The following is a 24,173-nucleotide window of genomic DNA, read 5'->3' on the forward strand; positions in this document are numbered from 1 at the left end:
GAGGCACGCGTGGAATTTGCAGAATCGCAGCGGCTGAGCGAGGCGGCGAGCGCGATCGAGGCGTTCGGAAGGTCCAGTTTTCCCGAGTCGTACACGGGCGTGGCGCTCGAATCGGACGGGCAGGGTCTGGTCGTCTACCGGCGACCGTCGCCGGCCCTCGACACGGCGCTGCACCACCTGATGGCCGGGCTGCCGGTAACCGTCCACGATGCCCGATACTCGGAACGTGAGCTGCTCTCCGTTGTGGATCAGCTCCGGTCCGACGACGCGTACTGGCGCGAGCAGGGGTTGCGGATCTCGACGTTCGGGCCCCGACACGACGGCAGCGGGATCGATCTGACCACTCCCGACGTCGAGTTGGCCCGCCGGTTGCTGCCGGGCCGCTACGACGTCGAGTTCCTGATCACCCGCGGCGGTCCGGTCACCCCGTACCCGGCGACCACCGCTCAGCCCTGACCTCGGCCCGCGGCGGGCCGTAAACAGTCGGTGTAATCTCTGATTCAGTTCAGAGTCGACCGACTGTCCCGGCCATCGCATCTGAGGGGATCCGCCGCCATGCCGGATCAGGTCTCGCGACGGGCATTCCTCAGTGGTGTGCTGGCAACCGGCGCGTTCAGCGCGGTCGGCATCTATCTGGTGCCGGGCGGCCGCTCGCTTCCGTCGGTCGAGTTGCGACTCACCACCGGCGAGGACTCGACCGGCGCCCGGGACCTGCTGATCTCGCTGTGGAATCAGGCGCACCCGAGAAGCATCATCCGCACCGAAGTGGTGGCCAGCGGCTCGGGGGACGAGTGGCGGGTGATGCTGGCCAAGGCCCAGAACGGCGAGACGGACCTGGTCAACCTCGACATCATCGACGTACCCCAGTTCGCCCGGGACGGATTGATCGATCCGATCCCGATGGACGGTGGGCAGCTCGTCGAGCCACTGCGGACGATCAGTCGGGTGCCCGGCAGCGACGAAGCCTACTGGGCCGCGCCCTTCAACGCTGACGTCGGCATGCTCTTCACCCGCGTCGACGACGAGCGGGCCGAGGTTTCGTTCCGGAGCCTCGCGGACCTCTACGCCGAGATTCCCGACGGCTCACGCGAGTTCGTGGGACAGTTGCGCTCGACGGTGTCGGCCCACCACGAGGGCTTCGTGGTGAACGTGCTGGAGCACGCCTGCTCGGTCCGCCCCGCCGCCCTCAACGACTTCGCCGAGGAGAACGCGGCCAGCCAGGCGGACCGGGTCTACCGGGACGAGCAGCTGTGGAAGGACGCGCTGACGCCGCTCAGGGAGGCCATCGCCCGGAACCGGGTCCTGGCGGTCGGCAGCGAGGCCGAGACCCGGGACGAGTTCGGCCGGCCCGACGCCACCGCCCGGTACATGCGCAACTGGCCGGTGAAATACCGCGAGCTGCAGCAGCTGGGCAACCCCGATGTCCGCGCCGGCCGAATCCGGGTCCAGCCACTGGACGTGGGGATTCTCGGCGGCCAGAGCCTGGCGGTCGTCTCCTCGTCGCCACACGTCGCGCAGGCCCGGGAGTTCGTCCAGTTCGCCACCAGCCTCGGGGCGCAGCGGATCCTCGCCGCGCACGGCCTCGCCCCCACCGTGATCGGGGCGTACAGCGGCGAGAATCTGCGGGCACCGATCCCGCACCTCGACGCCGTCCGGGAGGCCGTGGAGAAGGCCCTGCCCCGGCCGGTCCATCCGCGCTACCGCGAGTTCTCCGCCATCCTACGCAGCAACGTCGACCGGTTCCTGCACGCCGAAGACGATTTGTCGTCGAGCTTCATCACCGAGCTGGTGGAGACGCTCAGCTGACCGCCGAGGAGGGAGGTGAGCCGGATGCGGCTGGAACCATGGCACGTTCCGCTGCTGGTCACGGCCGGCATCATCGTGCTCAGCTACCTGATCTTCAAGACGCCCGGAAGCTGGCTGGGCCGGATCAAAGGCTTCCTGCGGACCGCAACGCTCGGTCTGATCGCCGCGCTCCTGGTGGCCGCCCTGGTGGTGGCCGCCCTCGGTCCGGACCTCGCCGACCAGTTGGCCAGCGTGGCCGCCGCGATCGCCTCCTTCGTCGCGCTCTGGCTCACCTACCAGTCGCGCCGCTCGTTCGGCAGCCCGCGCCAGGCGACGCAGCAACCGGCCAAGCCGACACCCGCCGAGCAGGGCACGGCGCAGCAGGCGCCACCGGCCCAGCAGACCCCACCGGCCGAGCAGGCCGAGCCCGAGGGCTCGGCGGACGTCGCCGCGCGGGACGGGTCTACCGCTGGTCCGCGGCCCGGCTGATCGCCGACTCCACCCCACCAAGCCGGTCGGCGAGCAGCCCCAGCGCGCCGACCGCCCGGTCCACCGGATCCGAGCCGGAACCGCCGAGCGCCTTCTCCCGCAGGTAACCGGCCTTCACCTCGGCCCAGCGGCGGGCCTGCTCGGCGGTCAACCGGCCGCGCAGCTCGGCCAGCTTGAGCAGGTTCGCCTCCGCACCGGCCGCCAGCGTCTGCGCCTCGCCCAGGTAGTGGTCGTCGATCGCCGCGGCCAACTCGTCGTCGTTCATCACCGGGACGATCCGCTCGGCCAGCTTGTTCATGTTCCGGTAGGAACCCTGCAGTTGGAACGGCGGTTCGGTCCGGGAGGCGTCCGCCTGGGCCGCCGACGCGATGTACGCCTGGTTGTTGGCCAGCACCACCCGCTGCACCTGGAGCATCTTGCGCAACACCGAGAGGACCTGCTCCAGCTCGGCCGCCGGGTACGGGTGGGCGAGCTGGTCGGGCCGGACGGTGTCGTCGCCCCGGGCCAGCCGGACCAGCAGCTCGATGTCGCCGCGCTCCCGGGTGGACAGCGGCGCCAGCACCGGGTTCGAGGTCAGCGCGTTCTCCAGGTAGCTGAGCGCGAAAACCTCCTCTCGCCCGGAGAGCACGTCGCCGAGGTTCCAGACGTCGGCCCGGTTGGCGAGCATGTCCGGCACCCGGAACCGGCGCCCCGACTCGGTGTACGGGTTGCCCGCCATGCAGACCGCGAACCGACGGCCGCGCAGGTCGTAGCTGCGGGTGCGGCCCTCCCACACCCCCTCCATCCGGCGCTGGCCGTCGCAGAGCGAGATGAACTTCTGCAGCAGCTCGGGCGAGGTGTGCTGGATGTCGTCCAGGTAGAGCAGCACGTTGCTGCCCAGCTCCAGGGCGAAGGAGATCTTCTCGACCTCCTGCCGGGCGGTCGCGTTCGGCGCCTCGGCCGGGTCGACCGAGGTGACCGCCGAGCCGAGCGCCGGTCCGTTCACCTTCACGAAGACCAGCCCGAGCCGGCTGGCCACGTACTCCATCAGGGTGGTCTTGCCGTAGCCGGGCGGGGAGATCAGCAGCAGCAGACCCATCTGGTCGACCCGCTTGCCGTCGCCGGTGGCACCGAGCTGCCGGGCCAGGTTGTCGCCGATCAGCGGCAGGTAGACCTCGTCGATCAGCCGGTTGCGGACGAACGTGCCGAGCACCTTCGGCCGGTACTCGTCCAGCCGCAGCCGGTCCCGCTCGGCCGCCACCAGCTCGTTGCGCCGCCGCTGGTACGCCCGGTACGCCGGCACCCGCTCGACCCGGAACCGGCGGGTCCGGGCCAGCACCTCGTCGATGCGGAGGGTGAGCCGGGAGCCGTCGATCCGCGGGTGGCTGGCGAGCAGCCCACCGACCTCGGCCGACAGGGTGGCGGCCGAGTCGTGCCGCGGCAGGTCGGCCCCGCACAGCTCGATGGCCACCGCCTCCGGCAGATCCGCCGGCGCCGCCCCGGCACCGCCGGCCGAGCCCGGCTCGGCGGGGCCGGACTCGGACCGCACGAACGCCTCCAGCCAGGCCCGGACCAGCTGGTGCCGGGCGGCCAGGTCGTCGCCGAGGGCGCGCAGGTCCTCCTCGTACGCCTGGGTGGATTGTGATCCGGGCCCGCCGAGTGCCCGGCGGAACCGGTCCAGCAACCCCCGGGCGCCGGCCCCGGTGACGAAGCCGTCCGGTCCCTCGGAGAGCTCCTCGAACAGGTACTCGCCGGCAGACTCCCGCTCGGCGGCCAGCTCGGCCAGCCCGGCGGGACCGTCGAGGAAGTCGCCGATGGCGGTGCTGAACTCGGCGCGCAGCGCGTCCAGGGCCGGGCCGGGACCGAACGCCGACCGGGACCGGGCCAGCGACACCGCGCGCCGGGCGAACCCGGACCGCCGCTGCTCGTCCGCGCCGAACCTCCAGAACAGCTGGGCGGCGGCCCGGGCGGCCGGCGGGTAGCGCAGCAGGCCGGCGCCGGCCCGCAGCCGCAGCAGCGCGTCCAGGATCAGCGCCGCGTCGTGGTCGTGGACGCCGCGCTCGTACCCCTCGTCGTAGCGGCCCTCGGCGGTACGGGTGACCAGCTCCCGCAGGCCGCCGTCGGTCACCGCCGCCGCCCGCAGCGCGTCGAGGGTCGGCCCGCCGGTCCCCGCCTCGGCGGCGGCGAGGATCGAGGTGGCGAGATACTCGGCCCGGCTCACCTCCGGCGACTCCGAGACCAGCAGCTGGTCCCAGAAGGGCCGGGTCGCTCCGAACGACTCGTCGCGGACCGGCGCCCGGTAGTCGGTGCCGGTGATCGCCACCGACATCTCGCCGTCGTGCGGGACCAGCGTGACGTCGACGGCCTGGGTGTTCACCGCGAACCGGTGCCGGCCCAGCCGGATCGTCTCGCCGCCGTCGGCGTACAGGTCGATCCGGTCGCGCAGCGCGCGGCCGGCCTCCTGCCGCGCGGCCTTGACCCGCCCCGCCAGCTCCTCGGCCCGGACCTGGTCGCCGAGGGTACGCAGCTCGTCGACGACGCCGTGCAGCTTCGCCACCATCGGGTCGGAGGCGAAGTAGGTGTTCACCTCGTCGAGCGAGGCCAGCCCGGCCAGCCGCCGGTGCACGCTGACCAGAATCCGGTCGGCGGAGGCGACCAGCCGGTCGGCCCGGCGGGCCCGCTCGTCGAGCAGCGCCTGCTTGCGTGAGGAGAACGCCTCGTAGATGTCGGTCCGCCGGGTGGCCAGCTCGGCCAGGAAGTCGTCGAACTCGCCGAACCGGGACTCCAGGTTCTCCACCTGCAGCAGCAACCGGCCGAGCTGCTCGTCGCAGCGCTCCGCCGTGTCGGCCACCGCGAGCGCGCCGGTCACCGCCTGGCCGAGCAGCGCGAACTCGGCCGCGAAGCCGGCCCGGCCCTCGACCGCCCGCAGCTCGCGGCGGCGGCCGTCCAGGGTGGCCCGCGCCCGGTTCACCCCGCCCAGCACCTCGCCGACCCGGGCCAGAATGCCGGTCCGGACGGTGGCGTCGGCGATCTCCAGCGAGCCGACCACCTCGGTCACCACCTGCAACGCCTCGGCCCGCTCGGTCAGGCGTTGCCCGACGGCGTCGGCGTCGGCCACCGCGCCGATCGCGCCGGCGTCGGCGACCAGCTTCTCCACCTCGGCGTGGTAGCCGGTGAAGGCGTCGTCGCGGGCCAGGAAGCCGACCGCCCGGCGGGCCGCCTCGGCCAGTTCGTCGGCGAGGGTGGCGGCGAGTCCGTCGACCCGGGTCCGGTCCACGTAGCGCAGCTCGGTGAGGGTCACCAGGTGCCCCTGCGCCTGCCGGAGCGCGGCGAGCTGGCGGACCCACTCGTCCGCGCTCAGCGGGGTTTCGCCGCGTACCCGGCGGACCAGGGAGGCGATGTCGGCGGCCGCCTCGTCCACGGTTTCGGTGGCGTGCGCGGTGAGCGCCTGCACCTTCTCGAACTCGTCGAGCACCTGCTGGGCGGTGGCCCGAACCTCGGTCAGCGGCTCCCGCAGGTCGCCGAGCTCCCGCTCGCCGAGCCAGTGGTAGTGGTCGAAGACCCGGGAGCAGGCCGCGATGAGCGCCTCGAAGACGCCCACCGCCGGGCTCATCTCGTTGACCATCCGGGTCACCGAGAGGCTGTCGGAGATGCCGCGTACCAGATCGGGGTTGCCGACCCGTTCCAGCGGGCCGGTGCCGACCGGCTGTGCCGCGGCGTAGCTGTCCGACTGGTACGGCGTCTGCCAGACCTGCATCGGGTGCACCCGGGTCGGCTCCTCCGAGGTGGCCCGGAACACCACCAGCGTGCCGTCGTCGAAGAGCGAGAAGCCGTGGCAGAGGATCGGGTTCGCGACCTCCTTGCGGATCACGTTGTACGGCAGCAGCAGCGAGCGGCCGTCGACGCGGGAGTGGAAGACGTAGAGGGTGTCCTCGCCGTTCGCCGAGCGGATCACCCGCTCGAACTCCAGCCCGTCCACGTCGGTGTCGAAGGTCCTGGTCACGCCGGTGGCGAGGTGGTAGCCGCCGGGGAAGATGATGCCGTGGTCCTCGGGCAGCCGCTGGCAGGCCGGCCCGATCCCGTCCAGCCGGACCACCGCCCGGGTGAGGGTGTTGAAGACCAGATACCGCCAGTCGGTCTCCTTGTAGGGCAGGATCCGCAGCAGGATCAACGGCCCGACCCGGGCGTACGAGATGTCGGCGTCCGCCAGGCTCTGCAGCGGCTCGGCGACCGGCTCGGCGTAGATCCCCTCGCCGGTCTCGGTGTTGTTCTCGATCTTGACGGTGAGGTTTCCGCCGACCGTCTCGACGAAGACCTCGCCGCCGATGGAGATGTGCGGGTGCCGGCCGGTGACGTGGTCGTCCCGGGTCGTCGGCACCCACTCGAAGTCGTGCGACGGCGGGAAGACGTGATCCCGTTCGCCCCGGTTGTCGAGATACTCCACCGATGCGTCGGTGCCGAGCCGCCAGCGCAGCACCCGGATGTCCTCGGTCCGCGCGCCGGCCTGGAACACGGCCAGCAGCCGGCCGTCCAGCCGGCGCAGCTGCAACAGCCGGGCCTGCCGGTAGTAGCGGTACAGCTCGGCGAAGTCGCGCTGGAAGCGGGGGTCGCGCAGCAGCTCCGGCAGCTCGTCGGCGGCGACGTCGTCGAACCGGAACCCGTCGCCCGACTCGCCGTCGGCGGTGTCGCGGGCGAAGTGGTGCAGCGAGAAGACGTCGTCGATGGTGGTCTCGGGTTTGAGACCGATGAAGACGTTGTAGCCGAAGAGCATCAGCCCGCCCACCGACACGATGTCGCGCGGCACGCAGTTGTGCTCGGTGCGGATCCGTTCGGTGCCGATCAGGCGCAGCTCCGTACCGCCGAAGACCTCCAGCCGGCGGGCGTTGAGCCGCTCGGCCCGGCGGGCCAGCTCGGCGGCCCGGTCGGCGAGCCGGGACCGCAGCACCTCGTAGGTGCCGGCGTCGACGCCGGCACCCGCGTCGGACCGGTCCGCCGGCTCGTCGGCCGGCCGCTGGTCGGCCGGCCGGGTCACCGGCCCGGTCACTCGGCCGTCCGGTGGTCCGCGCCGGCCAGGGCGGCCACCGGCTGGTCGGCCACCCCGAGCCGCTTCGCGGTGTTCAGCAGCTCCCGGAGCTTGTCGGAGTCGGCCCCGCCGGCCTTGATCTGCCGCAGCAGGAACGCGGAGAGGGTGAGATCCCGGACGTCGGCCGTGTTCAGCGAACCGAGCAGCCGGGAGATGTCGTCAGTGAAGTTGGCCGAGCCGTCCAGCCAGGGCCGGGCCAGGCCCTGGGCGACGTCGGAGTGCGCGACGAAGCCGTCCACGCTCTTGCCGAGCGAGATGGAGCTGAGCAGCCGGTCGAAGAAGACGCTGTCGCCGCCGACGATGTCGATGTTGGCCTTCTCCAGCCCGGTCGCGACCACCATCGCCTGCGACTCGGCCACCTGCCGCTGGACGTCGATGCCGGCCAGCCGGATCTCCTTCTCCGCCTCCAGCCGCAGTCGGTACTCCTCGTGCTCACGGGTCGCGTCGTCCAGCGCGGCCATCGCCGCCGCCTTCTCGGTGAGGCCCTCCGCCTCGCCCTTGAGCTTCTCCCGCAGCGCGTCGGCGACGGCCAGGGCCTTCTCCCGCTCCACGGCCGCCTCGGCCCGGCCGACCTTCTCGATCGCCTCGGCGCCACGCTCCCGGACCTGCACGTCGGCCAGGCCGGTGGCGGCCGCCTCGGCCTGTGCTCCCTCGGCCAGCCGGATCTTGGCGCGGGCGTCCAGCTCGGCGGCCTGCTGCCGGGCCTCGGCCAGCACCAGCTCCTCGCGGGCCTTGTGCTTGGCGGCCTGCTCGGCCGCCTCGGCGGCCTTGATGTCCTTGACCAGCCGCTCCTGCGCCTCGGCCTCGGCCTGGATGACCACGGACTGGCGGGTCCGCTCGGCCTCCTCGACCACCCGGAGCCGCTTGATGTTCTCCTCCTGCTCGGCGACGGTCTTGTCGACCGCGATCCGCTCCCGGATCACCTCGGCGATGGAGCGCCGCTCGACCTCGACCTCCTTGTCCTTGGCGATGGTGGAGAGTTCGGTCTCCCGCTGCCGGGCGATGACCTCCAGCAGCCGGTCCTTCTCGATCCGCTCGGTCTCGATGGCGATGACCCGTTCCCGGTTCTTCTCGGCCACCGCGATCTCCCGGGCCTGGTTCTCCCGCTGGACGCCGAGCTGCTCGTCGGTACGCAGGTGCGCGGTCTGCGCCTTGAGCCGCTCCTCGGCCTGGACCTTCTGGGTCTCCGCCTCCTCGCGGGCCCGCATCGTCTCGACCTCGCGCTTCTGCTTGGTCTCGGCGTCGGCCTGCCGGCGCTCCAGTTCGAGGATGGCCTCCCGGGCGTCGACGTTCTGCCGGGTGATCTCCTTCTCCTCGTTGCGCCGGTACTCGTTGGTGCGGATGTGCTCCAGCGCGGTCAGCTCGGTGATCTTGCGAATGCCCTGGGCGTCGAGGATGTTCGCCGCGTCCAGCTGCGACATCGGGGTCTGCTCGAGGAAGTCGATCGCGGCGTCCTCAAGGCTGTAACCGTTGAGGTCGGTGCCGATCACCTCGATGATCCGGTCCCGGAACTCGTCCCGCTTGGTGTAGAGGTCGACGAAGTCGAGCTGCTTACCGACGGTCTTGAGCGCCTCGGAGAACTTGGCGTTGAACAGCTCCTGCAGCGTCTCCCGGTCGCTGGCCCGGGCGGTGCCGATCGCCTGCGCCACCTTGATGACGTCCTCGACCGTCTTGTTGACGCGGACGAAGAAGGTGATCCGGATGTCGGCGCGGATGTTGTCCCGGCAGATCAGGCCCTCGTGCCCGGTCCGCTCGATGTCGATCGTCTTGACCGAGATATCCATGATCTCGGCTTTGTGTAGCACCGGCATCACCACCGCGCCGGTGAAGGTCACGTCGACCCGGCGCACCTTGGAGACGATCAGCGCCTTGCCCTGCTCCACCTTGCGGAACATCCGAGCGATGATCAGGGTGACGCCGACGGCGATCAGAAGTAGTACGGCCAGGAAGACGCCGAATCCGGCGGTGATGACATCCATCAGTGTCCTTTGGTTCAGGGTTCGGAATCGAGCGCGGCGTCGACCGGCGCGACCCAGAAGAACTCGCCCTTGACGTCGTAGTCGTAGATCACGGCGCGGCTGCCGGCCCGCAGCGGGTCGTCACCGGCCTTGCGTACCTGGATGACGGCGGACGAGCCGTCGGTCGAGGTCACCTCGGCCTGGCCGAAGGTGGTGGTCACGGTCCCGGTCCGGATGACGCAGACGGCGCCGACGAAGTCGTGCCGGGAGGACTGCGGGCCGAGCGGGAAGAAGTGGCGCAGCGGCAGCATCAGCAGCCAGGCGATCAGCCAGGCGACGATCAGGGCGGCGGCCAGCACCCCCACCGAGAGCAGCACCCAGACCCAGGGCTCGGCCGTCAACCCGGCCAGCAGCGCACCCCCGGCCAGGCTGACGAACCAGGCGGCCGCGATCAGCAGCGAGGCCGCCACGCTCACCGGCACGCCGCCGAGCCCCAGACCATTGAGCACCCCGGCGAGACCGGTGGCGGCGGTGGCCTCGCCACCGTCCGCGCCCAGCGACTCGGCCGCCGCGCCCGGGTCGGCGTCGAGGTCCACGGCCCCGAAGAGAACAAGCAGCCAGTAGCCGATCACCACGACCAGCAGGAAGGTGAACAGCACGGTCGGGAAGCGGAGCGCCACATCGAGGAACTCACCCACGCGTCAGCCTCCCCCGCGGACCCGATCGCTGTGCCGTCATTTCGTGGCGACCACAGGTGAAACTTCCTCCGGTCGACCGCACCGCCGATCATGGCATGCCGTGTCAAAACCGGTTACCAGCCGAAAGGCCGGTAACGACCCGGACCGACTGGGAAGCGGCTGGGATACAGCTGGGAGGCTGCCCGGCAACCGCTGGGAGGCAACCCGACACCGGTGCCGGTCAGGACGGCAGGCCGACCCGACCCTCGACCGCCGCCAGCGCGATGTCCCGGCGAGCCTGGGAGCCGGCCAGGTCGACCCCGTCCAGCAACGCGTACGCGGCCGCGCGGGCCGCCGGCAGATCCGGCCCGGTGGCCGTACCGCTGAGCACCCGGCCGCCGACGGAGATCAGCGCGCCGTCGGTGGCCCGGCGGGCGGTGCCGGCGTGGATGATGCCGGGCCGGTCGGCGCCGGTGATCACGTCACCGGTACGGGCCGACGCGGGGTAGCCGGCCGTCGCGAGTACCACGGTGACGGCCGACCCGGCCCGCCAGCGCAGCGGCGGGTGGGCGGCCAGGGTCCCGGTGGCCGCCGCGTGCAGCAGGCCGCCCAGCGGGGTCTCCAGCAGCGCCAGCACGGACTGGGTCTCCGGGTCGCCGAACCGGGCGTTGAACTCGATCACCCGCGGACCGGCCGCGGTCAACGCCAGGCCGACGTAGAGCAGCCCGGCGAACGGGTTTCCCCGGCGGCGCAACTCGGCCAGGGTCGGGTGCACCACGGTGGCCAGCACCTCGTCGACCAGACCCGGCGGCGCCCACGGCAGCGGCGCGTACGCGCCCATCCCGCCGGTGTTCGGGCCGGTGTCGCCGTCCCCGATCCGCTTGAAGTCCTGGGCCGGCAGCAGCGGCACCGCGGCCTCGCCGTCGGTCACCACGAAGAGCGAGACCTCCGGGCCGGCGAGGTATTCCTCGATCACCACCCGGCCGCAGCCGGCGGCGTGCGCGACGGCGGCGGCCCGGTCGTCGGTCACCACCACGCCCTTGCCGGCGGCCAGCCCGTCGTCCTTCACCACGTACGGCGCGCCGAACTCGTCAAGCGCGCGGGTGACCTCGGCAGCACCCTCGGCGGCGGCCGCGTCGGCGATCGGGTACGCCCGTGCGGTCGGCACCCCGGCGGCGGTCATCACGTCCTTGGCGAACGCCTTCGAGCCCTCCAGCCGGGCCGCCGCGGCGGACGGGCCGAAGCAGGCGATGCCCTTGGCGCGGACCGCGTCGGCGACCCCGGCCACCAGCGGCGCCTCCGGCCCGATCACCACCAGGTCGGCGGCCACCTCGACGGCCAGCGCCGCGACGGCGGCCGGATCGGTGGCGGCGACGTCGCGCAGTTCGGCGACGGCCGCGATGCCCGGGTTGCCCGGGGCGGCGACAAGCGACTCGACCGCCGGGTCGGCGGCCAGCCCGAGAGCGAGCGCGTGCTCCCGCCCGCCACCACCAATCAGAAGTACGCGCACGAGCGCCGATCCTACGCGCCACCCCCGGAACCGATCCCGACCCCCGGCACCGACCATGTCCCGGATCGGCCCCCTCGTTCGGGTGCGCGGGGCGGCGGGCTTGAGCCCGGGCGGTCGGCGCGTGGGGGCCGGAGGGGGCCGACCCGAAGCCCTGCCATCAGGTACTCGTGAGAAGTGTTCAAATTGGCGCCCGTCATCCGTCACCGATTCTGAATGAAACGCCTACCGCGCTTCCCGCTGGCCGCACCGTCACATATTCCCGGCCCGGCCTCGTGCGCCAACAGCGCATGCGCAGATTTCCAGCAGAGAGTCACAAATCGGGCTTAAAAGTCCATGTCTCGTATCAGCTTCGGTCACTTTGTGCAATCACACGGGGGCGTGGCACAATATCGTTGGGCACATTCATTGGACTAACCTCGACAATTCCGGTGTGCCCGCGTGTCCTCACTACAGACGTGTGCGAGGTGACGGCTCGTGTCAAGCGGTGGTACCGAAAGGTGGATCTCGCCGGCCGAGCAGTGGCCGAAACACAAGGACCCGGACATGCGTGACGCGCTGGCGCTGGCACGAGCCAGGGGCTGGTGGTACCGGAAAAACTCCGATCATACGGGGTCTGCGACGCTGTACTGTCAGAAAAATACTGTTGACTGTTGCCTGTTCATACTTTTCGGCACCGGCCGGTCCCCAGGGGGACCGGCAAGGTCATTTAAGCGGCTGATTGAACGTTGCCCACACCAGGACGCCGAGAACCTGCCCGAATTGGATCAAGCGGAGCGGCTACTGGACGGCGCCGAGCGGATCATCGACGCGATCGAATCATTGCAGCATCGCACCGACCTGCTTGAGCGCATTGACGCAAACCTGGCCGAGATGGACGGCCTCGCCCCCACTGCCGGGGCGAACGAGCTACTCGATGTCGCGGAAAGTAACCTGGCACGGATCGAAGAACTATTCGATCAAGCGGCGGATTGGGAACACGAAGCCCGGATGGTCGAGCAAGACGCGAAAGCCGTCCTCTCCGCCGAAGGCGTTCATTCGGAGGACCCGAACTCCCAGGTAGACGGCGCCGAGGAGGTCATCCGTGAGGCGGAGGCCGTACTCGACGAGGTGCCGCGGCGACTCGGACGGGTCGCGCGGTTGCGCCGTCGAGCGGTCCGGTTGCGGGATCGGGTATCAGTCGTTCGGATGAATATCAGCGCCCCTGTCATCGACTAGCCGTGTGCACGCTACGTTACCTGTTGGCATTCGCCAACGCTACACCTATACTTCACCCCACGGGGGGCTCTCCGCCGGTCGTTTGGAGTTTGATCGAAGCTACCAGCACCGCTGCAACCGGGGAGCAAAGGTCAATTTAGGAGACGAGGCCATGTTTCGCATCGCACTACATGTGGGGAACATCGACCTGCGGGATCCAGTTGTTGTTGAACGCATCGCGAACATCGACTCACTTTGCGAAATCTCATGGGAGAGCATCGACGGGCGCGTACGCGCTGTTATTTACTGCGATGAGCACGATCCCATAGGGCAGATCATCCAAATCGCCAGACGGATAACACACACCATTCCCGAAGCGAAGATAAATGGCCTCGACCAAGACCTCGTGAGCATCAGCGACATCGCCACCCGAGTGGGGCTGACAAGGGAGGCTGTGCGGCTCTGGACCAAGGGACAACGTGGTCCGGGGGGCTTCCCGGCAGCGCTAGGCTCGATCGGCGGCGGAGACCGGGGGTCAACTCAGGTGTGGTCGTGGCCTGACGTCAACGCGTGGCTGGAGAGGCACTTCGGGCTCGGTGACGGCGACGAGTACCTTTCACCGGAGCAGGTCGCGAAGGCCCAGGCTGCGCTACTCCAGATCGAGGACTATCTCGACCACGATTGGCGAGAACTCGTACAACTGGACATCCCGGCCTCGCTGGGGGTGATCAGCGACGATACAGCGGAAGACGCCGATCCTCTTGTCGCCGCCCCCAGTTCCGACCCCTTCATTCCGGTTGTCAGTCTCAACCTGGGAGTCAAAGTTGACTGAGCGGGGAGATGACGGCGAGACCACGCCCGCCGAACTCGAAGCGCACGCCCAACTGAAACTCATCAAGGTTCAACTGACCAAGCTGGTCGGCGAGTTGGCCAGCGACTCCGGCGAGGAACGCGTGCTCGACGATATCTCCGTAGAGATTCGGGGTCAGTACCGGTTCGTCCACGACGCCGTCATCCAGTTCCGATGGAACGCGGAGCTTCCCATTCGCGAGACAACCGGGCGCAACCTCGCCTATCTGGAGGTTGCGCTGGATGAGTGGTTCCACGTGCCGCCGGGGCCTCGGCCTTCGCCGGAGGCGCTCTCGGTCTTCATGCGGAAGTCGGCGCTCGATGCCGCGATGCCGCACATCCGCGAAGGACTCAGAGGTTTGAGTCAGAGGTTGGGCATCGGCTCCCTCGCTCTGGGGTTCACCCGCAACGACGGCGATGGTCCCCACGCCGCGCTGCAAGCGGGTCCGGGTCCCACACTCGACCAGCGAGGTTGACGGCTTACCCACCGCAGCGACGACGACGGTCGCGATGTCCCCCGGTAGGGATATCGTCCGGCGGTATGGAGCTGACCTCGGACCAGGTGCTGGCGCTGCGGATGGTGAGCCTGCTGCTTCGCGAGCCGGCCGGCGCGGCAAAGCGGCCCGGTGACGTGGCCGGGATCGTGGAGTGGTTCGGCGCCATGCAGGCGCAGGACGTGGCCAGCGGGATGTGGTCGCTGGGTCTGCGGCTGCCGGGCGCCACCCAGGACGACGTGCAGGCGGCGCTGGAGCGGCGGGAGGCGATCCGGACCTGGCCGATGCGCGGCACCGTGCACCTGGTGCCGCCGCGGGACGCGCACTGGATGCTCGACCTGATGGGGGTGCGGGCGTTGGCCGGGGTACGGCAGCGCCGGGAAAACCTCGGTCTTGACGTCGAGACCGCCGACCGGGCGGTGGAGGTGCTGGGCGAGGCGCTCGCCGGTGGCGGCCGGTTCACCCGGGCACAGTGCCTGGCCACGCTGACGGCCGCCGGCATCGCCGCCGAGGGGCAGCGCCTCTACCACCTGCTCTGGTACGCCTCCCAGCGCGGCGTGCTCTGCATCGCGCCGCACATCGGCAAGGAGCAGACGTTCGTGCTGCTCGACGAGTGGGTGCCCGACCCGCACCGGCCGGAGCGGGACGAGGCACTCGGCATCATCGCCCGGCGCTACTTCCGCAGCCACGGTCCCACCAGCCGGCAGGACTTCGCCGGCTGGACCGGGCTCACCGCGGCCGACGCCAAACGCGGCATCGCGGTGGCCGGCGACGCGTTGACCGCCGTGCGCTCCGACGGCGCCGAGCTGTACGCGGACGCGGCGCTGCTCGACGCGTACGACGGCGGGGCTGGTTGGCAGGTCGACGACCTGCATGCGCTGCCCGGCTTCGACGAGTATCTGCTCGGCTTCAAGGACCGGTCGCTGATGGTGGCTCCGGAGCACAAGCAGGCGATCATCCCCGGCAACAACGGCGTCTTCCAGTCGACAGTGGTTCGGGCCGGCCGGGTCATCGCCACCTGGAAACGCACCACCACCAAAACCCGCACCACCATCCGGATCCAGCCGTTGACCCCCACCACCAAAGAAACCCGCGCCCGGGTGGAGCAGACCTTCACCCCCTACGCCCACTACCTGACCCACCCACTCCACTTCGCGTGGGCCTGAGATCACTGCAGAGCGAGTCCAGCATGCATCTTTGGTTTCATGACGCAACCAGACAAACAACCCGAACTCCGAGGTCTGGGCGGAGCGGAGGGTGTGGGATTCGAACCCACGAAGAGGTTGCCCCCTTACCGGTTTTCAAGACCAGCGCCATCGGCCACTAGGCGAACCCTCCACGGCGGTGACACACGGCCGCCGCCGGACCTAGTGTGCCATGCGGCCGACACCCCGACGTGGCGCCCGGGTCTGGGTCAGACTTGAGCCATGTACGCGATCACGATCCCCGAGCCCGGCGGACCCGACGCCCTGGTCTGGGCCCAGGTGCCCGACCCGGAGCCCGACCCCGACGAGGTGGTGATCGAGGTACGCGCCAGCGCGGTCAACCGGGCCGACCTGCTCCAACGGCAGGGCAACTACCCGTCCCCGCCCGGCATCCCGCCGTACCCCGGTCTGGAATGTTCCGGGGTTGTCGCCGAGGTCGGCGCCGAGGTGACCGGGTGGCGGGTCGGCGACCAGGTCTGCGCCCTGCTGGCCGGCGGCGGGTACGCCCAGCGGGTCGCGGTGCCCGCCGGGCAGCTGCTGCCGGTGCCGGCGGCACTGGATCCGGAGTCCGCCGCCGCACTGCCGGAGGTGGCCTGCACGGTCTGGTCGAACGTGGTCCAGCTCGCCCACCTGGGGATGGGCGAGACGCTACTGGTGCACGGCGGCGGCAGCGGGATCGGCACCTTCGCCGTGCAGCTCGGCGCGGCGCTGGGCGCCACGGTGATCGCGACCGCGCGGGCCGCCAAGCACGAGCCGCTGCGCGAGCTGGGCGCGGCGCACCTGATCGACTACACCGAAGCGGATTTCGTCGCGGCGGTCCGGGAGCTGACCGACGGCCGGGGCGTCGACGTGATCCTGGACATCATCGGCGCCGCCTACCTGGGCCGAAACGTCGGCGCGCTGGCCACCAACGGGCGGCTGGTGGTGATCGGCCTGCAGGGCGGCCGGAAGGCGGAGCTGGACCTCTCCGCGCTGATGAGCAAGCGGGCCAGCCTGATCGCGACGACGCTGCGGGCCCGGCCGGTCGCCGAGAAGGCCGCCATCGTCCGGGGCGTACGCGAGGAGATCTGGCCGCTCGTCGAGTCGGGGAGCATCGTGCCGGTGGTGGACCGGCGGGTGCCGATGGCAATGGCCGCCGAGGCGCACCGGATCGTCGAGAACAGCGACCACCTGGGCAAGGTGCTGCTGGTCAACGAGGAGCGGCCGGCGTGATCCGCTGGGCACCCGTGCCCTGCGCGGCCAGTTCGTCGCCCGGGTTGTAGAGCCGGCAGCGCTGCAACGAGAGGCAGCCGCAGCCGATGCAGCCGGTCAGCTCGTCCCGCAGTTGGGTGAGCAGGTCGATCCGCTCGTCGAGCTTCGACCGCCAGGTCGCCGAGAGCCGCGCCCAGTCCGCCTTCGTCGGGGTACGCGACTCCGGCAGCGATTCGAGTGCGGTGCGGATGTCGGCGAGCGAGATCCCGACCTGCTGGGCGATCCGGATGAACGCCACCCGGCGCAGCTCGGCCCGCTCGTACCGGCGCTGGTTCCCGCCGGTGCGGGCGGCCCGGATCAGCCCGAGCCGCTCGTAGTAGCGCAGCGCCGACTGCGCCACCCCGGAGCGGGCGGCCAGATCGCCAATGGTCAATGACTCCTGCATCACGGCACCTTGAGTTGAAGTTAGCTTCAGGTTGCAGGCTATCGCCATGACCGCAGTCACCACCAACGTCCGGGCCACCTCCCGGGCCGAAGCCGCCGAGGTGCTCTGGCCGCTGCTCGACCGGATCACCGGGGACGAGAAGCACGCCTGGAGCGCGTACTCCACACTGGACGTCATCTGGGTGCTCTATGACCGGGTGCTCCGGGTCACTCCGGACACCGGGGACGACCAGACCCGCGACCGGTTCCTGCTCTCCAAAGGCCACGGGCCGGCCGCCTACTACGCGGTCCTGGCCGCCAAGGGCTTCATCCCGCCCGACTGGCTCGACGACCTGGCCGGCCCGCGCAGCCGACTGGGTCACCACCCCGACCGTCTGCTCGTCCCCGGGGTGGAGATCGGCTCCGGCTCGCTCGGACACGGTCTCGGCCTGGCCGTCGGCACGGCGCTCGGCCTGCGCGCCCAGGGCCTGATGCCCGGCGGACCGGGCGAAAAGCCGAACCCTCGGGTGTACGTGCTACTCGGCGACGCCGAGTTGGACGAGGGCTCCAACCACGAGGCGATCGCGTACGCGGGTGCGACCGGCCTGGCCAACCTCACCGCGATCGTGCTGGACAACGGCTCGGCCACGCACGGCTGGCCGGGCGGCATCGCCAGCCGGTTCACCGTGAACGGCTGGACCGCCACGACCGTCGACGGCCGCGACCACGACGCGATCGAGACCGCCCTGACCCACCGACCCGACCCCGCCCGCCAATCCGACCGGCCGCACGTCGTCGTCGCGGTCGTCCGTCCCGGGGAGTGACCGCCATGCGTGCCGCCTTCATCGACACCGCCACCGAGATCCTGGCCGACGATCCGCGTACGGCGTTGGTGTTGGCCGACATCTCGGCCGCCAGCTTCGCGCCGGCCGCCCGCCGGCACCCCGATCGGGTACTCAACGTGGGCATCCGCGAACAGCTCATGATCGGCGTGGCCGGCGGGCTGGCCCTGACCGGGCTGCGGCCGATCGCCCACTCCTACGCGCCGTTCCTGGTCGACCGGGCGTACGAGCAGATCAAGCTGGACCTCAACCACCAGGGCGTCGGGGCGATCCTGGTCAGCGTCGGCGCCTCCTACGACGGGTCGAGCGAAGGCCGGACCCACCAGTCCCCGGGGGACGTGGCGCTCTTCGACACGCTCGGCGACTGGACCGTGCACGTACCCGGGCACCCGGCCGAGGTGCCGGCGCTGCTGCGCGCCGCCGCCCGACACGACCGGGGGGTCTACCTGCGGCTGTCCGAGTTGGCGAACAGCGAGGCCCGGCCGGGCACCGACCGGCTCCGGATCGTCCGCCGGGGTGGTCCGCAGGCGCCGCTGGTGGTGGCGGTCGGGCCGACGCTCGACGCCACCCTGTCGGCGGTGGCGGAGCTGGACGTCACGGTGGCGTACACCCACACGCCGCGCCCGTTCGACGGCGCCGGCCTGCGGGCGCACGCCGGTCGGGACGTGGTTCTGGTGGAGCCGTACCTGGCCGGCACCTCGGCGGGGCAGGTCTCGGCGGCGCTGGCCGATCTCCCGCACCGGCTACTGACGCTGGGCGTGGGGCGCACCGACCTGCGCCGGTACGGCAGTCCGGCCGACCACACCCGATGGCACGGCCTCCACGCCGAAGGACTGGCCGAATCGATCCGCGCCTTCATCATCCAGTGCGCGGCCGTCACAGGATCGGAAGGACATCCGGCACGCCCTCACCCCTGATCGCGTACCCGATGTCCTTTCGATCTTGGGCAACGCCGTGGGCGGTGAGGTCAGGGCTTGCGGGGGGCTTTGCCGCGGCGGCGGCCACGCTCCCGGCCGAGGATCCAGAGCGCCTCGACGCCGTCCTTCCAGGTGATCTTCTTGCCCTCTTCCCGGCCCCGGGCGCGGTAGCTGATCGGCACCTCGTACGGGCGGATCCGGCGGCGCAGCAGCTTGCCGGTGACCTCGGCCTCCATCCCGAAGCCCTTGGACTTGACCTCCAACGACCGGTAGAGCGAGACCGGCATCAGCTTGAAGCAGGTCTCCAGGTCGCCGATGTACGAGTTGAAGAGCACGTTGGCCGCCGTGGTGACCGCCTTGTTGCCCATCACGTACCAGAAGCTGTAGGCGCTGTGGCTGCCGAATGTCCGATTACCGTAGACAACGGTGGCACGTCCGTCGAGGACCGGTTCGAGAAGCTTTGTGATGTCCTGCGGGTCGTACTCCAGATCCGCGTCGAGAATCACCATGTACTCGCCCTCGGCGTTCTCGACCGCCGTCCTGATCGCCGCGCCCTTACCCGAGTTGCGGGGATGGGTGATCACCCGCAGTCGGGCGTCGTCGGCACGACCGAGGATCTCGCCCGTTCCGTCCCGGCTGCCGTCATCCACGACGACCAGCTCGATCTCGCACGGGTAGTCGACCGCGAGCGCCTGCTTGAGGGCGTCCGCGATGCGCTCTTCCTCGTTGTAGACCGGCATGAGAATCGAAAGCTTCACGGGATCTCCACAGTGCTGAGGACGAATCCGCCCTAGCCTAGCCTGGTTGGCGCCATCCGAACGCCCGCCGTCGCCCAGCGGGGGCGGCTAGCTGGTCCGCCCTGCTCGGGTGGTGTTTACTTCCGGCCATGCCGGCAGCGGGTTATCCATTGGCAGTCGCGCCTGTCCTGGCGTTCCTACTGCTCAGTCACGCCCTTCGGCCGGGCACCCCGGTGGCCGCACCGCGCCGGCTGGCCGCCGTGCGGGCCGCGCTCGCCACCGGCGGCTTCGCCGTGCTCATGGTCGAGGGTCTGGGCGCCGTCGGTGGTCTCAACGTGGCCGCGTTCGCGCTGGGCTGGCTGGCCTTTCTGACCGCCTGCGGCGTACTCGCCTGGCGGCGACGGCGGACGGACCTGGGGTCGGGGCCGGCGCCTGGACCGGCGGTGGGGCCGGTCCGGAGCTGGGTCGGCAGCGCTCGGCGGTTACCGCGGGCCGCACGGGAGTTCTGGCGGCAGGCGGCCGTGGCCGACCGGCTGCTCGCCGGTACGGTCGGCGGCCTGGTGCTCGTCGAGTTCGGCATCGCGCTGCTGGCCGAGCCGAACAACTTCGACTCACAGACCTACCACCTGCCGAAGGTGGAGCACTGGGTGGCCCAGGGCAGCCTGGATTTCTGGCCGACCGCCATCCACCGGCAGGTGACCATCCCGCCCGGCGCGGAGTACCTGCTGCTGCACCTGCGCCTGTTCACCTCGGGTGACGCCCTGCACAACCTGGTCCAGTGGGCCGCCGGGGTCGGCTGCCTGGTGGCGGCGACCCGGATCGTCGCCCAGCTCGGTGGCTCCCGGCGGGCCCAACTGCTCGCCGCCTTCCTGCTCGCCACCACCCCGATGATCGCCCTCCAGGCCACCAGTACCCAGACCGACCTGGTGGTCGCCGCCTGGGTGGCCGCCGCCGCCACCCTGGTACTGGACGGCCTGACCCGACCGGCCACCGCCGGGTCGGTGCTCGCCCTCGGTGCGGCCACCGGGCTGACCGCGATCACCAAGACGAGCGGACTGCTGGGGGTCGGTCCACTGCTGGTGTTCTGGGGAGTCGCCCAGCTCCGCCTGGCCTGGACCGGCACCGCCGGCCAGCCGGCCTGGACCGGCACCGCCGGGCAGCCGGCCCGGACCGGCACCGCCGGGCGGGTGCGCGGGTTGGCTCGGGTCGTCGGGTCGGGGGTGGCCGTCCTGGTGGTGGCCGCCGCGTTCACCGGCCCGTTCCTGGTCCGGGTGGCGGCCGAGTTCGGCCACCCGCTCGGACCGCCCCGGCTGCGCGAGTCCATCCCGATGCAGCGGCACGACCCCGGCTCGGTGCTGATCAACGGGCTGCGGATCGGGCACACCGCGCTGGACACGCCGGTCGGCGTGCTGCGCGACGCGACCGCGTCGGCGATCCGCGGCACGGCCGGGGTGCTCGGGGTGGACCCGCAGGATCGCGCCACCACCTTCGGGCAGACGACCTGGCCGGTCCGCTCCTGGTACCCGGACGAGGATCGGGTGGCGTTCCCGCTCGTCGGCGCGTTGATGCTGCTCGGTGCCGGTTTCGCGCTGGCCCGACCGGCCCGGCTCGCCCCCCGCCACCCGACCGTCCTGCGCGGGTACGCCGCCACGGTCACGGCGGCCGTCCTGCTGCACGTCACCATGATCAAATGGCAGCCCTGGGGGAACCGACTGCTGGTCTACGCCCTGGTCCTGGCCGCACCGCTGGCCGCCCTCTGGCTGGCCGCCCTGTTCCGCCGGCCCGACAGCCAACCCGACCGCCAACCCGACCGCTCAGCCGACGGCCAGACTGAGCGCCAGATCGACGGCCAGACCGGCAACCGGGCCGGCCGGCAGCCCCAGCAGCAGTCGGTCGCGGCGCTCGTCGCGGTCGCGGTGCTGGCCACCTGCGCGCTGGCCGGCGTACTCGCCATCTCGTACGGATTCCCGCGCCGCCTGGTCGGCTCCGGGTCGCTGCTGACCAGCTCGGACTGGGAGACCCGGTTCCTGCGTCGTCCACAGTGGGCGGAGGAGTTCCGGTGGGCCGCCGACGCGGTGCGGGCCAGCGATGCCCGCCGGGTGGGGCTGGTGCAGCAGAACGACAACTGGGAGTACCCGTGGTGGCTGCTGCTGCGCGACGGCAACGAGCTGGAGCTGGTGGCGCTGCAGTCGGTGCTGCCCGACCGCCCGCCGGCCCGGCCGGACACCGTGGACGCGATCGTCTGCACCGGCACCCGGGCCGCCTGCACCCGGCTGGTGCCCGACGGCTGGCAGGTGCGGTTCCGGGGCTACGTCGGCTATGCCCTGCCACCCGGCTGACCGTCCCGAGCAGACCGCGACTGGCCTGCCAGGACATCAGCCCGAAACAAGTTACTGAAAGGTATTCACATTGCTGATGCGCTGGGCTACCGTCTGAACACTCGATCGAACTCCCACGATCGAAGTGAAAGGACCGTGTCGATGAAGGACTCCCGTCCCCCGGGAGGACCCGACACGCTCCGGGTACGGCGACGGCGTACCAGCGTCGTCACCGCGCTCGTCGCGGGTCTCGTCCTACCGATCCTCGCCGCGCCGGCCACCCCCGCCGCCGCCGCCGACCGACCACCCGTCCAACCGCTGCCCGCCAACCTGGAGGCGATCCGGGCCGCCGAGGCCACCGCCCTGTACGGCAGCCCCACCATCCGACCGCTCGACCAGCGCCGGACCGCCCTGATCACGATGGGCGACAGCGAGATCTCCGGCGAGGGCGTCGGCAACTACGTCCCCGGCACCCACCAGAACGGCAACTGGTGCGACCGCTCCTACGACCAGGCCGTCTTCCGCACCGGCATCGCCTCCGACGTGCAGTACAACATCGCCTGCTCCGGGGCGACCCCGTGGAACCTGGTCGCCGGCGGACCGACCCAGTGGAACGAGCTGAACCAGGGCGACCACCTCGCCATCAAGGCCCGCAACACCCGGATCAAGCTGATCTGGGTGGTGGTCGGCGCGAACGGCGACGGCACCATCCAGTTCGGACCGGTCGCCACCGACTGCGCGATCCGCCGGGTCTTCTTCCAGGGCCCCTGCTACCCGACCTACACCGACCAGTGGACGATCCGCACGGACGGCAGCCGGCGCGGCGCCGAGGAGGCCCTCAACTCGATCCGGCAGACCATGACCGGGGCCGGCTACCTCCGGTCGGACTACGAACTGGTGCTGATGTCGTACCCGAGTCCGGGCAGCCCGGACGTCGAGGACAATCCGAACTTCCCCGGCTGGTACTCGGGCGGCTGCCTGCTCTACCTGCACGACGTCGCGTTCGCCCGGAACAAGGCCGTCCCGTTGTTCGAGTCGGCGTTGCGCGCGGCGGCGGCCAACACCGGCACCCGCTACCTGGACGCCAGCCGGCTCTTCCACGGCCGGGAGGTCTGCACCGAGAGCCCGGCCGTCCGGGGCCTCTACATCGAGGTCGGGATCTGGAACGAGAACGCCGCCCGGCAGTCGTTCCACCCCAACAGCCGGGGTCACGGGCTGTTCGCCCAGTGCATCACCCAGTTCTACGCGTCCGGTCAGGAGCGGGCCACCTGCGTCGACGAGGCGGGCACCGGCAACGGGGTGCTCCACCCGGGTCTGCTGGAGTTCCGGCAGCTGCGCAACGCCGGCACCGGCAACTGCCTGGACGGCAAGGGATACGACTCCCGCAACGGCACCCCGCAGCAGCCGTACACCTGTCACGGCGGCCGTAACCAGGGCTTCTGGTACGACGCCGACCGACAGTCGGTGCACTCCGAGCTGTCGCACGACAGGTGCCTGGACGTCTCCGGGGGCACCCTGCGGGCCAACGCCGCCGTCAACATCTACGACTGCCACGGCGGCGCCAACCAGCGGTTCGTCTTCGCGGGCGACCAGATCAAGCCGGCCGGCAACGCCAACCTCTGCCTGGCGTTCGACAACCCGATCCTGGGTTCGGCGCGGCTGCGGCTGGCCAACTGCGGCAGCAGTGCCCGGCAGCGGTGGTCGTTCGAGTCGCGGTCGTACGCCAACCCGGTCGGGTACGGATCCGACGACTTCATCGGGTCCCGGGTCTACTGACCCCCGAGCCGCCGCGGAGGGGTCCTGCCGACGCACCGCCGGCAGGAACCCTCCGCGGCCAGTAAGGCGGCCACCTGATCGGCCGGTCAGTCCCGGTCGTCCACCACCACCAGCCGGGCCACCGCGCCGTCGCCCGCACCGGCGCCGGCCAGCCCGACCCGGGTGCCCACCGCCACCTGTTCGGCCTGGATCGCCGTGCCCCGGTGCACGACCCGCAGGTCGGGGCCGAACGTCCAGCGCATGGTGAAGCCGTCGGTGGAGCGGACGGTGAGCGACTCGGCGTCCACCGCGGTCACCTCGCCACGCTGCACGGTCACCGTCCGGGTGCCGCCGCCGGCCCGCACCACCACCTCGCCGTGCAGCATGTTCCTCCGCAGCAGCACCCGGGCCCGGCGCCGCTCCCGCCGGTCCTCGGCCCGCTCTCCGGGGGCGGCACCCGCCGTCGGCCCCGGCGCGGCCGTCGCCACCGCCAGCGCCGAATCGGGTACGCCGACGCCGACCAGCTCGAATCCCAGCGCGGCCAACGCCTGTCCCTCGGTCCCGAGGGCCGCGGCCGCCTCGACGGCGATCTCCTCGGCGGCGATCTCCTCGGCGGCCTCGTGGGCCGCGCCGGGCCGGCCGTCGGACGTGACCCCGCAGCCGGCGGTGGCCAGCATTCCCACGGTGAGCAGCAGCGCGGCCGCCCCGGTGACTCGCCAGTGTCTCATCGGTCTCCCTCCCCTGTCTCGGGAGACCAGCCTGCGCCG

Annotated in this window: 19 protein-coding genes and 1 tRNA gene; 12 read left to right on the top strand and 8 right to left on the bottom strand. The window is 71.1% G+C overall.

Annotated features, from left to right (window positions below; all coding sequences use genetic code 11):
* Positions 1-9 precede the first annotated feature (9 nt).
* The 3 genes from O7627_RS35165 to O7627_RS35175 all read left to right on the top strand — a co-directional run bounded on the left by O7627_RS35165 (position 10) and on the right by O7627_RS35175 (position 2,274).
* Positions 10-456, top strand: coding sequence for a hypothetical protein (locus tag O7627_RS35165; RefSeq protein WP_278097744.1), 447 nt, complete (start codon positions 10-12; stop codon positions 454-456).
* A 99-nt stretch (positions 457-555) separates the two neighbouring features.
* Positions 556-1,806: an extracellular solute-binding protein gene (locus tag O7627_RS35170; RefSeq protein ID WP_278097745.1), complete on the top strand. Its 1,251-nt coding sequence runs from the start codon at positions 556-558 to the stop codon at positions 1,804-1,806.
* Between the two features lie 24 nt (positions 1,807-1,830).
* Positions 1,831-2,274 carry a hypothetical protein gene (locus O7627_RS35175; protein WP_278097746.1) on the top strand — a complete coding sequence of 148 codons (444 nt, stop codon included), beginning with the start codon at positions 1,831-1,833 and terminating at the stop codon, positions 2,272-2,274.
* Here the strand turns inward: O7627_RS35175 and O7627_RS35180 are convergent.
* The 4 genes from O7627_RS35180 to purD all read right to left on the bottom strand — a co-directional run bounded on the left by O7627_RS35180 (position 2,249) and on the right by purD (position 11,481).
* Complete coding sequence (locus O7627_RS35180) at positions 2,249-7,297, bottom strand: DNA repair ATPase (RefSeq protein ID WP_278097747.1); 5,049 nt, start codon at positions 7,295-7,297, stop codon at positions 2,249-2,251. The genes O7627_RS35175 and O7627_RS35180 overlap by 26 nt on opposite strands.
* Complete coding sequence (locus tag O7627_RS35185; protein ID WP_278097748.1) at positions 7,294-9,315, bottom strand: flotillin family protein; 2,022 nt, start codon at positions 9,313-9,315, stop codon at positions 7,294-7,296. The genes O7627_RS35180 and O7627_RS35185 overlap by 4 nt, the downstream gene beginning before the upstream one ends.
* A gap of 14 nt (positions 9,316-9,329) precedes the next feature.
* Positions 9,330-9,992: a hypothetical protein gene (locus O7627_RS35190; protein ID WP_278097749.1), complete on the bottom strand. Its 663-nt coding sequence runs from the start codon at positions 9,990-9,992 to the stop codon at positions 9,330-9,332.
* A 220-nt stretch (positions 9,993-10,212) separates the two neighbouring features.
* Positions 10,213-11,481, bottom strand: a complete 1,269-nt coding sequence (purD, locus tag O7627_RS35195) for a phosphoribosylamine--glycine ligase (protein ID WP_278097750.1) — start codon at positions 11,479-11,481, stop codon at positions 10,213-10,215.
* Positions 11,482-12,024: 543 nt separating this feature from the next.
* On the opposite strand from purD, the gene O7627_RS35200 reads away from it, so the two are divergent.
* The 4 genes from O7627_RS35200 (at position 12,025) to O7627_RS35215 (ending at position 15,184) form a co-directional block, all read left to right on the top strand.
* A complete protein-coding gene (locus O7627_RS35200; protein WP_278097751.1) occupies positions 12,025-12,696 on the top strand; it encodes a hypothetical protein in 672 nt (223 codons plus the stop codon).
* A 151-nt stretch (positions 12,697-12,847) separates the two neighbouring features.
* The gene (locus O7627_RS35205) at positions 12,848-13,507 is read left to right on the top strand and encodes a hypothetical protein (RefSeq protein ID WP_278097752.1); all 660 of its coding nucleotides are present in this window, start codon (positions 12,848-12,850) and stop codon (positions 13,505-13,507) included.
* Positions 13,500-14,000 carry a hypothetical protein gene (locus O7627_RS35210; protein WP_278097753.1) on the top strand — a complete coding sequence of 167 codons (501 nt, stop codon included), beginning with the start codon at positions 13,500-13,502 and terminating at the stop codon, positions 13,998-14,000. Before O7627_RS35205 ends, O7627_RS35210 begins: the two co-directional genes overlap by 8 nt.
* A gap of 65 nt (positions 14,001-14,065) precedes the next feature.
* Positions 14,066-15,184: a winged helix DNA-binding domain-containing protein gene (locus O7627_RS35215; RefSeq protein ID WP_278097754.1), complete on the top strand. Its 1,119-nt coding sequence runs from the start codon at positions 14,066-14,068 to the stop codon at positions 15,182-15,184.
* 85 nt (positions 15,185-15,269) lie between these two features.
* Here O7627_RS35215 and O7627_RS35220 read toward each other — a convergent pair.
* A tRNA-Ser gene (locus tag O7627_RS35220) sits at positions 15,270-15,356 on the bottom strand.
* An 89-nt stretch (positions 15,357-15,445) separates the two neighbouring features.
* Between O7627_RS35220 and O7627_RS35225 the strand changes: the two genes are divergently transcribed.
* Positions 15,446-16,435 (top strand): NAD(P)H-quinone oxidoreductase, encoded by a 990-nt coding sequence (locus O7627_RS35225; RefSeq protein WP_278097755.1) that lies wholly within the window; start codon positions 15,446-15,448, stop codon positions 16,433-16,435.
* Here O7627_RS35225 and soxR read toward each other — a convergent pair.
* The gene (gene soxR, locus O7627_RS35230) at positions 16,413-16,859 is read right to left on the bottom strand and encodes a redox-sensitive transcriptional activator SoxR (protein WP_278097756.1); all 447 of its coding nucleotides are present in this window, start codon (positions 16,857-16,859) and stop codon (positions 16,413-16,415) included. The genes O7627_RS35225 and soxR overlap by 23 nt on opposite strands.
* A gap of 46 nt (positions 16,860-16,905) precedes the next feature.
* On the opposite strand from soxR, the gene O7627_RS35235 reads away from it, so the two are divergent.
* Both O7627_RS35235 and O7627_RS35240 read left to right on the top strand, forming a co-directional pair.
* Positions 16,906-17,661 carry a transketolase gene (locus O7627_RS35235; RefSeq protein ID WP_278097757.1) on the top strand — a complete coding sequence of 252 codons (756 nt, stop codon included), beginning with the start codon at positions 16,906-16,908 and terminating at the stop codon, positions 17,659-17,661.
* Positions 17,662-17,666: 5 nt separating this feature from the next.
* Positions 17,667-18,596, top strand: coding sequence for a transketolase (locus O7627_RS35240; RefSeq protein ID WP_278097758.1), 930 nt, complete (start codon positions 17,667-17,669; stop codon positions 18,594-18,596).
* Positions 18,597-18,646: 50 nt separating this feature from the next.
* On the opposite strand, the gene O7627_RS35245 is transcribed toward O7627_RS35240, so the two are convergent.
* Positions 18,647-19,354, bottom strand: coding sequence for a glycosyltransferase family 2 protein (locus tag O7627_RS35245; RefSeq protein ID WP_278097759.1), 708 nt, complete (start codon positions 19,352-19,354; stop codon positions 18,647-18,649).
* A 149-nt stretch (positions 19,355-19,503) separates the two neighbouring features.
* Here O7627_RS35245 and O7627_RS35250 point away from each other — a divergent pair, with 149 nt between their 5' ends.
* Positions 19,504-21,672 (top strand): hypothetical protein, encoded by a 2,169-nt coding sequence (locus tag O7627_RS35250; protein WP_278097760.1) that lies wholly within the window; start codon positions 19,504-19,506, stop codon positions 21,670-21,672.
* Between the two features lie 141 nt (positions 21,673-21,813).
* Positions 21,814-23,427 (top strand): ricin-type beta-trefoil lectin domain protein, encoded by a 1,614-nt coding sequence (locus tag O7627_RS35255; RefSeq protein ID WP_278097761.1) that lies wholly within the window; start codon positions 21,814-21,816, stop codon positions 23,425-23,427.
* A gap of 86 nt (positions 23,428-23,513) precedes the next feature.
* On the opposite strand, the gene O7627_RS35260 is transcribed toward O7627_RS35255, so the two are convergent.
* The gene (locus O7627_RS35260; protein WP_278097762.1) at positions 23,514-24,134 is read right to left on the bottom strand and encodes a hypothetical protein; all 621 of its coding nucleotides are present in this window, start codon (positions 24,132-24,134) and stop codon (positions 23,514-23,516) included.
* Between the last annotated feature and the right edge of the window lie 39 nt (positions 24,135-24,173).

Origin of the sequence: Solwaraspora sp. WMMD1047, assembly GCF_029626155.1 — a bacterium.
Taxonomy (GTDB): domain Bacteria; phylum Actinomycetota; class Actinomycetes; order Mycobacteriales; family Micromonosporaceae; genus WMMD1047.

What these genes read in the sequence shown, in the direction of transcription:
- O7627_RS35215 (WP_278097754.1), top strand. Translation starts at nt 14,066, where the DNA reads ATGGAGCTGACCTCGGACCAGGTGCTGGCGCTGCGGATGGTGAGCCTG.
- O7627_RS35200 (WP_278097751.1), top strand. Translation starts at nt 12,025, where the DNA reads ATGCGTGACGCGCTGGCGCTGGCACGAGCCAGGGGCTGGTGGTACCGG.
- O7627_RS35225 (WP_278097755.1), top strand. Translation starts at nt 15,446, where the DNA reads ATGTACGCGATCACGATCCCCGAGCCCGGCGGACCCGACGCCCTGGTC.
- O7627_RS35175 (WP_278097746.1), top strand. Translation starts at nt 1,831, where the DNA reads ATGCGGCTGGAACCATGGCACGTTCCGCTGCTGGTCACGGCCGGCATC.
- O7627_RS35240 (WP_278097758.1), top strand. Translation starts at nt 17,667, where the DNA reads ATGCGTGCCGCCTTCATCGACACCGCCACCGAGATCCTGGCCGACGAT.
- O7627_RS35235 (WP_278097757.1), top strand. Translation starts at nt 16,906, where the DNA reads ATGACCGCAGTCACCACCAACGTCCGGGCCACCTCCCGGGCCGAAGCC.
- O7627_RS35260 (WP_278097762.1), bottom strand. Translation starts at nt 24,134, where the DNA reads ATGAGACACTGGCGAGTCACCGGGGCGGCCGCGCTGCTGCTCACCGTG.
- soxR (WP_278097756.1), bottom strand. Translation starts at nt 16,859, where the DNA reads ATGCAGGAGTCATTGACCATTGGCGATCTGGCCGCCCGCTCCGGGGTG.
- O7627_RS35185 (WP_278097748.1), bottom strand. Translation starts at nt 9,315, where the DNA reads ATGGATGTCATCACCGCCGGATTCGGCGTCTTCCTGGCCGTACTACTT.
- O7627_RS35170 (WP_278097745.1), top strand. Translation starts at nt 556, where the DNA reads ATGCCGGATCAGGTCTCGCGACGGGCATTCCTCAGTGGTGTGCTGGCA.
- O7627_RS35205 (WP_278097752.1), top strand. Translation starts at nt 12,848, where the DNA reads ATGTTTCGCATCGCACTACATGTGGGGAACATCGACCTGCGGGATCCA.
- O7627_RS35255 (WP_278097761.1), top strand. Translation starts at nt 21,814, where the DNA reads ATGAAGGACTCCCGTCCCCCGGGAGGACCCGACACGCTCCGGGTACGG.